This window comes from Paraburkholderia sp. 31.1 (assembly GCF_014397645.1).
GTDB lineage: Bacteria > Pseudomonadota > Gammaproteobacteria > Burkholderiales > Burkholderiaceae > Paraburkholderia > Paraburkholderia tuberum.
The window spans coordinates 200,461-212,223 of record NZ_VZQN01000003.1 but is presented as its reverse complement, the minus strand read 5'-3'; the positions used below and the strand labels follow the sequence as shown (position 1 = coordinate 212,223).

General features: G+C 64.6%; 13 protein-coding genes. 5 read left to right on the top strand and 8 right to left on the bottom strand.

The window, feature by feature from the left end; genetic code table 11:
* Positions 1-28: 28 nt before the first annotated feature.
* The 3 genes from F6X37_RS03255 to F6X37_RS03245 all read right to left on the bottom strand — a co-directional run bounded on the left by F6X37_RS03255 (position 29) and on the right by F6X37_RS03245 (position 2,105).
* Positions 29-568 carry a cytochrome b gene (locus F6X37_RS03255; protein ID WP_187610286.1) on the bottom strand — a complete coding sequence of 180 codons (540 nt, stop codon included), beginning with the start codon at positions 566-568 and terminating at the stop codon, positions 29-31.
* Positions 565-1,680 carry a catalase family peroxidase gene (locus tag F6X37_RS03250; RefSeq protein WP_316251931.1) on the bottom strand — a complete coding sequence of 372 codons (1,116 nt, stop codon included), beginning with the start codon at positions 1,678-1,680 and terminating at the stop codon, positions 565-567. The genes F6X37_RS03255 and F6X37_RS03250 overlap by 4 nt, the downstream gene beginning before the upstream one ends.
* Before the next feature lie 152 nt (positions 1,681-1,832).
* Positions 1,833-2,105, bottom strand: a complete 273-nt coding sequence (locus tag F6X37_RS03245) for a DUF4148 domain-containing protein (protein WP_187610285.1) — start codon at positions 2,103-2,105, stop codon at positions 1,833-1,835.
* Positions 2,106-2,271: 166 nt separating this feature from the next.
* Here F6X37_RS03245 and F6X37_RS03240 point away from each other — a divergent pair, with 166 nt between their 5' ends.
* The 3 genes from F6X37_RS03240 (at position 2,272) to F6X37_RS03230 (ending at position 4,522) form a co-directional block, all read left to right on the top strand.
* A complete protein-coding gene (locus F6X37_RS03240) occupies positions 2,272-2,997 on the top strand; it encodes an anti-sigma factor family protein (protein ID WP_187610284.1) in 726 nt (241 codons plus the stop codon).
* Positions 2,998-3,155: 158 nt separating this feature from the next.
* Positions 3,156-3,674, top strand: coding sequence for a sigma-70 family RNA polymerase sigma factor (locus F6X37_RS03235; protein WP_018421072.1), 519 nt, complete (start codon positions 3,156-3,158; stop codon positions 3,672-3,674).
* A complete protein-coding gene (locus F6X37_RS03230) occupies positions 3,671-4,522 on the top strand; it encodes an anti-sigma factor family protein (RefSeq protein WP_187610283.1) in 852 nt (283 codons plus the stop codon). Before F6X37_RS03235 ends, F6X37_RS03230 begins: the two co-directional genes overlap by 4 nt.
* 33 nt (positions 4,523-4,555) lie before the next feature.
* On the opposite strand, the gene F6X37_RS03225 is transcribed toward F6X37_RS03230, so the two are convergent.
* On the bottom strand, positions 4,556-5,467 hold the full coding sequence (locus F6X37_RS03225) for a helix-turn-helix domain-containing protein (protein ID WP_187610282.1): 912 nt from the start codon (positions 5,465-5,467) through the stop codon (positions 4,556-4,558).
* Between the two features lie 274 nt (positions 5,468-5,741).
* On the opposite strand from F6X37_RS03225, the gene F6X37_RS03220 reads away from it, so the two are divergent.
* Together F6X37_RS03220 and F6X37_RS03215 are read left to right on the top strand one after the other, a co-directional pair.
* Positions 5,742-6,647, top strand: coding sequence for an NAD(P)H-binding protein (locus F6X37_RS03220; RefSeq protein ID WP_187610281.1), 906 nt, complete (start codon positions 5,742-5,744; stop codon positions 6,645-6,647).
* Positions 6,648-6,725: 78 nt separating this feature from the next.
* On the top strand, positions 6,726-6,959 hold the full coding sequence (locus tag F6X37_RS03215) for a hypothetical protein (protein WP_187610313.1): 234 nt from the start codon (positions 6,726-6,728) through the stop codon (positions 6,957-6,959).
* A 566-nt stretch (positions 6,960-7,525) separates the two neighbouring features.
* On the opposite strand, the gene F6X37_RS03210 is transcribed toward F6X37_RS03215, so the two are convergent.
* The 4 genes from F6X37_RS03210 to F6X37_RS03195 form a co-directional block, all read right to left on the bottom strand.
* On the bottom strand, positions 7,526-8,113 hold the full coding sequence (locus tag F6X37_RS03210; protein ID WP_316251930.1) for a DUF4396 domain-containing protein: 588 nt from the start codon (positions 8,111-8,113) through the stop codon (positions 7,526-7,528).
* 236 nt (positions 8,114-8,349) lie between these two features.
* The gene (locus F6X37_RS03205; RefSeq protein WP_187610280.1) at positions 8,350-9,009 is read right to left on the bottom strand and encodes a hypothetical protein; all 660 of its coding nucleotides are present in this window, start codon (positions 9,007-9,009) and stop codon (positions 8,350-8,352) included.
* A 43-nt stretch (positions 9,010-9,052) separates the two neighbouring features.
* On the bottom strand, positions 9,053-10,345 hold the full coding sequence (locus F6X37_RS03200; protein ID WP_187610308.1) for a chloride channel protein: 1,293 nt from the start codon (positions 10,343-10,345) through the stop codon (positions 9,053-9,055).
* Positions 10,346-10,440: 95 nt separating this feature from the next.
* Positions 10,441-11,604, bottom strand: a complete 1,164-nt coding sequence (locus F6X37_RS03195; protein WP_187610279.1) for an MFS transporter — start codon at positions 11,602-11,604, stop codon at positions 10,441-10,443.
* Positions 11,605-11,763: the final 159 nt, after the last annotated feature.

Below are 11,763 nucleotides of genomic sequence, written 5' to 3'. Positions count from 1 at the left end.
ACCCGGTCAAGCCGCGGTTCGACCCATATTAGCGTTCGCCGCGGGCCATGCTGCCCCACACTCCGTCGCGCAGGATCAGCCCATGCAACAACGCCGCCGCCAGATGCAGCAGCACCGTCGCGAACAACGCGAACGCGAGCCACGTATGCAGCGCGCGCAGCAGCGCGAACAGCGCGACGTTGTGCGGTGCGATCGGCGGCAGATGCAGCGGACCGAACAGCGTGACCGGATAGCCGGCCGCCGATAGCATCGCCCAGCCGATCAGCGGCATCGCGAGCATCAGCCCGTACAGCACGAGGTGCGACGCATGCGCCGCGATTCGTTGCGGCTTCGACATGCGCGCGGGCAATGGCGGACTGCCGCGCATCACGCGCACCGCGAGCCGCACCAGCACGAGCAGCAGCAACGCGATGCCGAGCGGCCGATGCAGCGCGACCAACGCATCATGGGCACGCGATACCGTCGCCACCATGCCCACGCCGATAAACAGCATCGCGACGATGAGCGGCGCCATCGTCCAGTGCAGCAGCCGCGCGAGCGGACTGAAGTGAGTGCGGGTGCGCGTCATGAAGGCTCTCCGTTTGGCTGGGTTCGATGGATCTCGGGATGCAGCGCCTCCTCGCGCGTGCGGCGTTGGAACGACTGTGCGTAGGCCGCAGAGCGCGCGGCGAGCAGCGGATCGTCCGATGGCGCGATGCCGGCGGGCACGATCGTCGGATCGAAGTTGATGTCGCGGCAGGCGCCGTCCTCCTGCGACGTGGTGCGTTCGATCACGAGCGTCCCCGCGTCGACGCGCTGGCGGTCGTCGGGCCACTGCAGCGTCGCGTCGCTGGTCGGGTCGCCCGGTTGCGCGACGGTCAACAGCAGATGCCAGCGCAACGGTCCGTGTTGCAGACGCTCTTCGAGATCGGCGGCGAGGAAGTTCTTTTCGGCCTGCTGCGCCGCGGTGATCGGCGCGTAAGGCGTGTCGGGCACGACGGCCCAGCGCACGGCGCGCGTCGTGCCGTGGGCATCGGTAAACAGAAACGCGTCGATGCCGTAGTACGCGGCGTTCGCGAGGCTCGACGACGGCGCGTGCGACTTGACCCAGCGCTGGAACGGCTGCGTCTCGGGATTGGCCGCGTAGAACGCCTTCAGCTTCGCGGGGTCCGGTTTGCCGGTCGCAGGGTCGGGCTTCGCGGCCAGCAATTGCTGATAGAACTGCGCAGGCGTATGCACCGCGAACACCGGCGTCGAATTCATGCCGGTACGCCACTGTTCGCCATCGCGAAGCCGGAACTGCAGCGCGAGACTGCGCACCGGCGAGCTCGTATCGGGCGCGGACGGATTGCCGCCGGGCACCGCGAAGCGACCCGACACCGGCGTGCGGCCCGGCGCGAACACTGCCGCGTGCGACAGCGCCGCGCCATTGCCGTTGCTGTCGAAATAGCCGTCGACGCACAGGCCCTTGGCGTGATTGCGTCGATAGCCGGGATGCGGGCCCGCGACCGCCTCGAACGTATCGATGATGCGCGGGGCGGTCAGACGCGCGGGCGTCAGCCACCCCGCGGTGTAGGCGAAGCCGCCCGCGAGCGCGAGCGCGAGCGCGACCGCGCGGATCGCGGCGAGCCGGCATGGCACGCAGATCGGGCGCGGGTCGGAGCCGGCGGGGTTGGGTTTGGGTGCGAAGGGTGGTGTCACGGAAACTCCTTGCCGGATGGATCGATGATTCGATCGATGGGTCGATCGACTCATCGACCAACGTACGGGCGAACACGCCTCGCTACGGTCTATTCCATCCGGCCCTGGCGCGCACATTCAAACCCATTCGCGCGCCAGTGGCCGATGCTGCTTCAATGGGTGCCAACAGCCGGCGCTCCCGAGTTCGCGACGTGGCTCGCGGCGAGCGCCGCTTGCGCGGCGAGCGCCTGCTTGCGCTGCTCGACCTGACGTGCGAACACGGGACTGACATCGGGATACGACGCGTCGGTGATGTAGTCGAGACCGTTCTGCTGCGCCTCGATCAGTTCCTGGTACACCTGAGCGCGTGTCTTGCCCTGCGCAAACGCGCTCGACGAAGCGGCGAGAACGACGAACGACAAAGCAACGAACGAAAGTTTTTTCATGATCGACTCCTTGGAGAATTGTGCGGGTTCGCACCAGGGAGAACCACGGGTGGGCAGCGTTTATTCCTGTATTCGTGGCGTGAAAAAAACATCGCCGGCGCGGGGAATAAATGTCCCCGCCGCCGTGTTTGCCGTCCGATAGCAGCAATCAAGACCACGCATCATCATGACCTCGACTCACCGCCCCTCCGGCGCTCCGCTCTCCGAAGACGACATCCAGGCCTATGCGGACGGCACGCTGACGCCCGAGCGCGCCGCGTCGCTGCGCGACTATCTCGGCAAGCATCCGGCGGAAGCACGGCGTGTCGCCTTTTACGACCGCTTGAACGCACAGATCCAGGCCACCTTTCAGACCGCCGAGGAGCCCGCGCCTGGGCGCCTCGGCGGATCGCGCCCGCTGCGCATGCGCCCGCAACCGGGTGGTCGCGCACGCCGAACGCTTGTCGCGCTCGTCGCGCTCGCGCTGATGCTGAGCGCCATCAGCGGTTGGCTCCTGGCGACTCAGGTGTCGGCACGAGCGCTCGATAATGCCGCCGTGATGGCGCTCGCCGAAGCCGCCGCACGGCCCTTTTCCTCGGCATCGCCGACGCGCGTCGATCCAGCCGCGCCGGATCTCGGCGCGATCGGCCTGCGCCTCGTCGAGCAACGCGTGCTGCGGCTCGGGCCATTGCAGCGCGCGGACGAACTCGTCTATCTGAACGGCGATCAGCAACCGGTGGTCGTGCTGTCGGCCGCGGCGCCGTTTGCGCGGGAAGAGCCGCAGTGGGCCGCGCGCCGCATCGGCGAGCTGCGGCTGTTGACGTGGACCGCGCAGCGGCAGCGTTTCGTCGTCGCGGGCAATGCGCGCACCCACGGCCTGATGCGCGCCGCCGACGTGATGAGCGCGCGCTGACGCCGGTGCGCGCGGCCCTCGCGGAATAAAATGCGCTGACAGGTGTTTGCAGTTCGAACGCATCGTGCGACGGAAGCCTCCGTGACCGGCCCGGCGCGTATCGATACCGACGCGAGTGAAGCCGATGCAACCCCCACGCCCCTTCACCGGGATCAACCATGGATGTCCGTGACGAGCTGATCGAGCACGTGCCGCGTCTGCGGCGCTATGCGCGGGCGCTGATCAACAATCGGGAGCTCGCCGACGACCTCGTGCAGGACACGCTCGAGCGCGCGCTCGGCCGCACCCGTCTGTTCCAGCCGGGCACCGATCTGCGCGCGTGGCTGTTCACGATCATGCACAACGTCTTCGCGAATCAGGCGCGCAAGGCGTCGGCACGCGCAGTCCACGTCGCGGTCGACGACGACAGCATCGCCGAAAGCGAGCTCGCGGTGCCGTCGGGCCAGACGCGTTCGCTCGAAATGCGCGACCTCGACTACGCGTTGCAGCGGCTGCCGGTCGAACAGCGCGAGGTGGTGCTATTGGTCGGTCTCGAGGAGATGAGCTATGCCGATGTCGCGCTCGCGCTGAACGTTCCGATCGGCACGGTGATGTCGCGGCTCTCGCGCGGACGCGAACGGCTGCGGGCTTTGATGGCGGGCGCCCAGCCCGGTGCGAAATTACAGGTGGTGCGATGAGCGAGCCGCAAATGCCGATCGGCGAAGAAGACTTGCACGCGTACGTGGACGGCACGCTGTCCGGCGAGCGGCGCGACGAGGTGGAGCGCGCGCTCGAACAGAATCCGGAGCTGGCCGCGCGCGTCAGCGATTACTTTTCGCTCAATGGTCTGCTTCACGAGCGCTACGACCGCGTGCTCAGCGAGCCCGTGCCGAAGCGTCTGCAGACCGGTGCGCCGCGCCGCGCGCGAGCAGCCGCGAACTGGCCGCGTTTTGCCGCGCAGTTCGCGGGCATGGCCGCGGCGCTCGTGCTCGGCGTGGGCATCGGCATGCACAGGAACGATCTGATTCCACCGGTTGCGATCGATCGAACCGACCCAGGGGCCGAAACGCAAGCCGGAAATCGTCCGGTCAGCGCGGACAGCGCCGAGGGCTTCGCACGCCAGGCGGCGCTCGCGCACGTCGTCTACATGCCGGCGATCGACCGGCCGGGCGACATGAGCGCCGATCGCGAGCAGGACTTCGTGCAATGGCTCGCGAACCGGCTCGGCACCGAGGTCCATCCGCCGATGCTGTCGAAGAGCGGATTCATGCTGTCGGGCGGCCGCCTGCTGCCCGGCGACGACGGTCCGACCGCGCAGTTCATGTATCGCGGACCGAACGGCGAGCGCGTCACGCTGTGCATCTCGCATCGTCGCGAGAACGCGAATACGACCGCGTTCAAGCTGTATCAGGCGGGGCCCGTCAACGTGTTCTATTGGGTCGACGGCGATTTTGGCTATGCGGTGTCGGGTGGGATCGATCGCAAGGAGCTGCTGCAGCTCGCGCATGATGTCTATGCGCAGTTGACGGGGGCCGCGCCCGGTTGAAGCGGATGGGTTCCGCGCCGCGCGGTTCGCGCATCAACGTCGTGGGTTCTCCTGCCCCGACATGGCCGTGTCATCGCGCGCGGCGCCGCGCAGTTCACGCGGCGTTGCACCGAGCAAACGCGACATGCAGTGCGCCATATGGCTCTGATGCGCAAAGCCCGTTTCGAGCGCGATCTGGCTTGCGCTGAGGCGTCCCTGCAGCAGCAGCGTTCGCGCGCGCTCGACCCTGCGCTGTACCACGTACTGATGCACGGGCACACCGAGCGTGTCGCGAAACAGCGCCTTGAAATGCGGCACGCTCAGTTGCGCCTGCGCGGCGAGCTCGTCGAGCGTCAGACGCTGATCGAGATGCGCGTCGATAAACTCGATCACACGTGCGGCCGTGCGCGGCGCGAGCGTACGCCGCCGGTTGCCCGGCATGGGTTCGACGCCGATCAGACGCACCAGCATCGCCGTACACAGACTTTCGGCGTAGAGCGGATCGGACGCGTCGTTCGCTTCGAGCTCCGCGCGCAGCGCCCAGGCGAGATGCTGAAAGCGCGGATCGCGCATCTGGAAGCGCGGGCGCAGCTGCGCGTCGGCCGAGTTCAACGCGAGTTGCTCGACCGTCCGTCGCGCGAAGTCCTCTGCAAACCAGACGCTGAAAATCGTGCAGGCGGCGTCATCGTTCCACTGACCTTCGAGCCCCGCGGGGATCACGTCGGCGTCGCCGTGCGCCTGAATCCGCGTGTGGCGGCGCGCATCGCACAGACAGCGCGCAGTCACCGGCGCACCAACGTGCACGCCCACGCGATGATGGCGAAACGCGGACATCCGATGCAAACCGGCCGACACGTTGACCAGCTCCGCACCGAAGCCTTGCCAGCCAAGCGCCCTGCTCGTGCGCACGGCGATGCGCGAGCCGCTGTGCGGCGCAGGCGCGGGAATCGGGGTGACGGCGTTCATCGCTTGTCTCCTGAGTGAGCTGAATGACGGCGAGATGCCTGCATTGTGCGGCGTTTTTGGCAGGTTCGCCGTCGTGACGGAATTTCGTAGCTCGCGAACAGCCAACGCGATTCGCGCGACCTGCGCGACCTGCGCGACCTGCGCGACCTGCGCGACCTGCGCGGCATCGGCGTAAAAAATCATCCAGATCTGCGCAAAGTCATCCAGATCTGAGCGCCTCGCGAGCACCGCGTCCCTACCATCACGTCATAGCGATCCTCGAAAGGAGCACAACGTGTTCGTCATTTTCGGAGCGACCGGTCACGTGGGACACGCGAGCGCAACCGCCTTGCGTCGCGCGGGCCACCAGGTACGCGCGGTCGTGCGCGACGCCACGCAAGCCGAAGCGCTCGCGGCAATCGGCTGCGAGCTCGCGATCGCCGACCTGAACGACCCACAGTTGGTCGCGCGCGCGATCGACGGCGCGCAGGCAGTGCAATGGCTCTGTCCGGTGCCGCGAGCGCATGACGATCCCGCGGCCGCGATGCGGCGCATCATCGACGCGGGCGTCGCGGCTTTGCGCATGAGCGCGCCACCGCGGCTCCTCGCGCTGTCCGACTACGGCGCCGAGCACGCGGATGGCACCGGCATCACGACGCTGTTCCACTACCTCGAAACGCAGTTGCGCACCGTCGCGTCGTCGCTGATCTTGTTGCGCGCCGCCGAGCACATGCAGAACTGGGCACGCGTGCTGCCGGTCGCGCTCGGCCGGGGCGCGCTGCCGAGTCTGCATGATCCGCTCGACAAGCTGTTTCCGACCGTCGCGGCGCAGGACGTCGGCGAGCTTGCCGCGCAGTTGCTGCTCGATGAAGGGCCTTCGCGCGCGACGCCACGGGTGGTCAGTATCGAAGGGAAAGAGCGGGTAAGCGCGCTCGACGTCGCGCGTACCTTGGCGGATCTGTCCGGGCGGCCGGTTATCGCCCACCGGGTGCCGCGCGACGAATGGAGTGCCGTGCTGCGCGGCGCCGGGCTCGGCGAGCGGCACGCCCAACTGATCGTCGATCTGTACGACGCGCACAACGCTGGACGCATCGACGTCGAGGCGAATATCAGCGAGCGACGCTTCGGCGCCACCACGTTGCGACAGGTGTTGAGGGCGCTGCTATCGGGCGTGGCCGGTACGGCAGCGGCGGCGCGCTGATCCGCGTGGATGTAGGGCAAGCGGACGGCGTGGCGCGGCGCGAACAGCGTCGAAGGCGTTCAACACTGGAGAGACAGCATGCAGACCTGCCCGTTGCTTCGCGCATCGATCGACGCCAGATCAACGAAAAACGCAATGCGACGGATGCAGTGCGTAGCGTCAACACCGTCAACACCGTCAACGCACCCGAGCTCACGCGCCGAGCGCTGGCTGCGCATAGCGATAAGGCTATCGAGCTTCATGGGCTGGCGCGCGCTTGCCAACCTGCTCGCCGCGATTCCCGACAGCAATGACGATTTCGGCGTGTTCTAGGTTCTCAGTCATGAGCCGCGGGCGGGTCAAGCGGCGGTGCTGGCCTGGTGGCAAGCACCGCAAGCCACCGCCAACCCGCTTATCGAGCCGGTTTACTCGTTCTCGTCGAAATAGCGACGCGGGCGAGTCTTCTCGTACAAACCTACGCCAACGCTTACGCCGGACCACTGAGAGGTCGATACTGTCAGCGATACAGTCGGGTCACGGCCTTTTTCAACGCGATCAACCCTGAACCAGGGTTCGAGCTTCTCTGACCACAACGACGACTTTTAAGGTACGACCACGCCACTTGCCTAACTGAGTCGGCCGGCGGGTGGTCTTGAGGTTTGTTCGACGCCTGCCCATCTCCGCGGACTCACGAGCGCGTGAAGTCGCACGTTGGTTGTATTGGGGGTGAGGTCCAAATTACTACGGTCATCCGCCATCCATCACAATGCACGTTTTGTCCGGGTGAACGCGTTTGGGACGCAGCTAGTATCCAATCGCCGCACATCCTGTGGGACCGCCTTCACGTCAGTTGCGATTTTGCCTGTCGCCATCAGCGCCCTTTTCGCTGAGGGTTTGGTCTACATCTTCTCCTTCACACCGGAACGAATCAGCCACCAGTTCACAGGGTAGCTCGTTACGAAGCCCGCGAGCATGGCGATCTGCATGGCGAACCAGAACTCCGAACTTGTCACGTTCGCGATGCCGCCAAAAACCGGCTTGAACCATAAGAACTGAATGATCGCCATTGCTCCATACATGCCAATCTGCCACGCGGTTATCGAGGCAATATCCGCTTTGACTGCAGCGATCACGCCCTGTCCAATCGACAGGTCGCGCATCGGCTTGATGGTGAAGTACTGAAAACCGATTCCTAGCAGAAAGGCGATCATGAAGTCCGGGATCCAGACGGCAAAAGTTTTCTCGTTGAATACGCTGTGCCATCCGAACCACACCGCCAACCCTGGAAACGCAAACGCTGACCATTCGACAACAATGTCGCCGAGTGTGCAACCAGCGCCGCAATGACTAGTGCCTTTCATCACGATCACTGTGAACGGTTGCGTTTTATCGCCAGCTTCGGCGGCGAGCACGTTGCGTCCCCATGCATACCTGTTCGCGGTGATCTCCCGCTCGGCACGTTGCCCCGGGCCATCGGTCAGAATCACAAGAAGTGAGTTTGGCCTCGCGTTGGCGCGGCCTCCGAAACGCTCCGACAGATCAAACCAGCAGGTCGAGCGATCGACTCTGCCGTCAGAGGAGCGACTGCGCCACCTGTCTCGACTTTAATCCGGCGTGCGTCTCCGGCCCGCGCTGTGCGAGTGGCGAGAGGTCGCGCCGGTTCAGAACAGCTGGTGCAACAGAAAACACCTCACATCGGCATCCCATCTCAAGTCGCGCCAGCTCATTCCTGTCTTTTCACCGCGCTGTTACGCGTATTGCGCTCGATCGCTGTGAGCAGTAGCAGCAAAGTCAGGAAACCTGTCAACGCGAGAAGAATTCCCAGCGACGAACCGAACTGAGCGTTTTTGCCCTCTGCCGCCTGAACGGCGCTTTGGGCCGCATCAATCCGCCAAATCTTGACACGGGCATACTGATCCATGGCCGCTGCAACATACCGCTCGCGGTTGTCCCATTCCCACGTAGCAGCGTGCTGCCCGGCAGCCGCAACGACGTCGGACAGTTCATCCAGGAACTGCTGTCGGTCGGCTTGGGGAATACGCTCGAGCCACGCCTTGAGCAGCGGTTGGCTTGCATTATTCTGGTTCAACAGGGCATTAAGCGGAGCGGGGATAATTAATCCCGCGGCGCCAGCGACATCCGCCATGGCGTTGCCGTTCGCGCTGCCGATCTTCAGACCGTCATTGGCCGCCTCCGAACCCGCTATCGAAGAGAGTACCTCGCTCGCGCTGACGGGCGGATCTGTGATAACAGCTGCCGTCCTCGGAACGCCAAGCGCAAACATTAATGCGATCATCGCCAGGATGGCGCCAACTAGCGCGATCAGACATAGCACGCGCGCCATGCCCAATAGACGCTTTTCGATTCTGTCTGCGATCCCCATATGAACTCCGTCGATGTCTGTTCGACCTACCGTCGCCTTTGCCTCACGGCTTGCGCAGATAACGCTCCGAGAGCGCCTCGTACAGCGGTGGCGCAAAAAAGCGCGAGACGCGACTCGCGATGAGCGCCGTGGCCATCAGCGAGATAACGAGCGCGTGCCCGTTGATCATCTCGATGACGATCACGAACGCCGTGATTGGGCTCTGGGTGACCGCCGCCAGATAGCCGACCATGCCGAGCGCGATGAGCATCGGAAGCTGGATCTGCGAGAACGCCATGTGAACGGTGTTGCCGATGCCAGCCCCGATCGCGAGCGACGGGGCGAACAGGCCTCCGGGCGCGCCTGGCAGATACGACCCCACCATCGAGACCATCTTCAGGAGCGGGTATGCCGCGCTGACATGCGCGCTGCCTTCCAGCATGCTCCGCGCTTCGGCATAGCCGCTGCCAAATGTATGGCCATTGGCGCTCACGCCGACGAGCGCAATGACCAGGCCGCATAGCGCGCCGAACAGCACAGGCCGCTTCACGCGCAGTTCGAGCAGAACTTCGGGCATCCAGCGCTTCGTGTTGAGCAACAGCCAGCAGAAGCATCCCCCTAGCGCGCCCGCAAGGACACCGATCAGCACTACGGCGAGGCTGAGCCATCGGGGCAATCCCGACCCGATATCGATCGTGCCGAAATACACATAGTTTCCCTGAAGCCCAAGTGAGACGACGCCAGCGAAGATGATCGCCGTGATCAGCACGCCGCTCGCGCGCTGCTCGAAGCTGCGCATGAGTTCCTCAATGGCGAACACCACGCCTGCGAGCGGAGCATTGAATGCCGCCGACAAACCGGCGGCCGCACCCGCGAGCGCGAGTCTGCGCTCCAGCACGCCAGGCCGGATCGCCAGAAAACGACTCGGGTAAAAGCGTCTCAGGCTGAACATCAGGGCGGCGCCAACATGAATGGTCGGACCTTCGCGGCCGATGGTAAAGCCGCCGAGCAGGGCCAGGAACGAGACCAGAATCTTTCCAACGAGAATACGCAGTGTGAGCAGCCGTGGCCCGAGTTCGTTCGGCCCGTGCAGCATGGCGATCACCTGGGGGATACCGCTGCCCTCGGAACCGTCAAAGAAGCGCCGTGTAAGCCACACCGTAACGGCGCCTGTTGCGGGCGCCACGATCAGAGGCAGCCAGAACCGGTCAGCCGCATAGCGAAGGAACACAGCGTAGCCGAAATCGATCAGCTTCGCGTAAAGCACCGCGACCAGGCCTACGGCGATCGCCCCCAGCCAGAACACGCCATAGTGGAGCCATAACCGGTTGATGCGCTGCAGCTTTCGACGGTCCATCAGCGCGAGAATGCGCACGATCTGTTCCCCTGTTTTTCTTCTGGGTTTTTTCCGGCGACGCCCTCACCGGCTGCATGTCGCGCCAGAAGCGCGACTCAGGCTTTCCGCGGTGACGGAACCTTCATATTGAACGCGATTGCGAGCCAGCACAATACGAGCCCGGAGCACGCGTAAAACACCGCGTTCGCGCCATCGTGTTTTAGAAGCCAGCCGCCAACCACGCCGCCGAGGGCAAGGCCGATCGACTGCGTGGTGTTGTATACGCCCGTGGCCGCACCCTTCCGATCGCCCGGCGCGAGCTTCGAGACGAGCGAGGGCTGCGACGCTTCGAGGATGTTAAAGCCGAGGAAATACACGAACAGGACGGCGGGCACGATAACGAGTGTATGTTCGAGCGAGCCAAGCAATAGCTGGCCAATGAGGATCAGACCGATTGCAGAGACGACCACGGCCTTCATTTTCCCCCGCTTCTCCGCGGCAATGATGGCCGGCACCATCATGACGAACGCAATACCCATGACCGGCAGATAGACCTTCCAGTGCAACGAGACCGGCAGCCCTGCGTCGACGAGCAGGCGAGGCACCACAAGGAACAGCGCCGTTTGCGTGGCGTGCAGTACGAGCACGCCGAAGTTCAGGCGCAGCAGCTCGACGTTGTGGAGCACTTCGGCAAATGGCGCCCGCAAATGGACGGGCCGGTTCGGCGAATCCGGCACGACCCAGATCACCACGCCCACCGCGAGAATCGAGAGCGCGCCGACCAGCGAGAACAGGCCGCTCATCCCGAGCCAGTGGAACACCAGAGGCGCACCCACGATCGCCACCGCAAAAGAAATGCCGATCGAGGCACCCACCATCGCCATTGCTTTTGTGCGGTGCTGCTCGGCAGTGAGGTCGGCAATAAAAGCGAGCACCGCGGAGGAAACGGCGCCCATTCCCTGGATCACGCGACCGACGATGATCCACACAATATCGTGCGCCCCCGCGGCGACGAAGCTGCCGATCGCAAATATTACGAGACCCGTCGCGATAACTGGCTTGCGGCCAACCTTGTCGGAAACCCAGCCGTAGAAGATATAGAAAAGCGATTGAGTGACGCCGTACGCCCCCAGCGCGATGCCGACCAGCAGGAGATTGTCGCCGCCGGGAATGGTTTTCGCATACACCGAAAACACCGGCATGATCATGAAGAGACCGAGCATGCGCAGTGCAAAGATCGCTGCGAGCGACAGCGTCGCTCGCAGCTCGAGCGCACTCATGCGCGAGCGGGAAGTGGCCGATGTGGAAGTTGCGCTCATATCGTGTAAAAAAAAACCCAGCAGTCGCTGGGTGAAGATAGCTGCCGATGCAGCAGTCGGACGTGCTTGACCGGCAAGCTGAGGACACGTCGAAGTCACGCGATTCCGCGCCGCACCCGC

What these genes read in the sequence shown, in the direction of transcription:
- F6X37_RS03245 (WP_187610285.1), bottom strand. Translation starts at nt 2,105, where the DNA reads ATGAAAAAACTTTCGTTCGTTGCTTTGTCGTTCGTCGTTCTCGCCGCT.
- F6X37_RS03230 (WP_187610283.1), top strand. Translation starts at nt 3,671, where the DNA reads ATGAGCGAGCCGCAAATGCCGATCGGCGAAGAAGACTTGCACGCGTAC.
- F6X37_RS03240 (WP_187610284.1), top strand. Translation starts at nt 2,272, where the DNA reads ATGACCTCGACTCACCGCCCCTCCGGCGCTCCGCTCTCCGAAGACGAC.
- F6X37_RS03215 (WP_187610313.1), top strand. Translation starts at nt 6,726, where the DNA reads ATGCAGACCTGCCCGTTGCTTCGCGCATCGATCGACGCCAGATCAACG.
- F6X37_RS03255 (WP_187610286.1), bottom strand. Translation starts at nt 568, where the DNA reads ATGACGCGCACCCGCACTCACTTCAGTCCGCTCGCGCGGCTGCTGCAC.
- F6X37_RS03195 (WP_187610279.1), bottom strand. Translation starts at nt 11,604, where the DNA reads ATGAGTGCGCTCGAGCTGCGAGCGACGCTGTCGCTCGCAGCGATCTTT.
- F6X37_RS03200 (WP_187610308.1), bottom strand. Translation starts at nt 10,345, where the DNA reads ATGGACCGTCGAAAGCTGCAGCGCATCAACCGGTTATGGCTCCACTAT.
- F6X37_RS03205 (WP_187610280.1), bottom strand. Translation starts at nt 9,009, where the DNA reads ATGGGGATCGCAGACAGAATCGAAAAGCGTCTATTGGGCATGGCGCGC.
- F6X37_RS03235 (WP_018421072.1), top strand. Translation starts at nt 3,156, where the DNA reads ATGGATGTCCGTGACGAGCTGATCGAGCACGTGCCGCGTCTGCGGCGC.
- F6X37_RS03225 (WP_187610282.1), bottom strand. Translation starts at nt 5,467, where the DNA reads ATGAACGCCGTCACCCCGATTCCCGCGCCTGCGCCGCACAGCGGCTCG.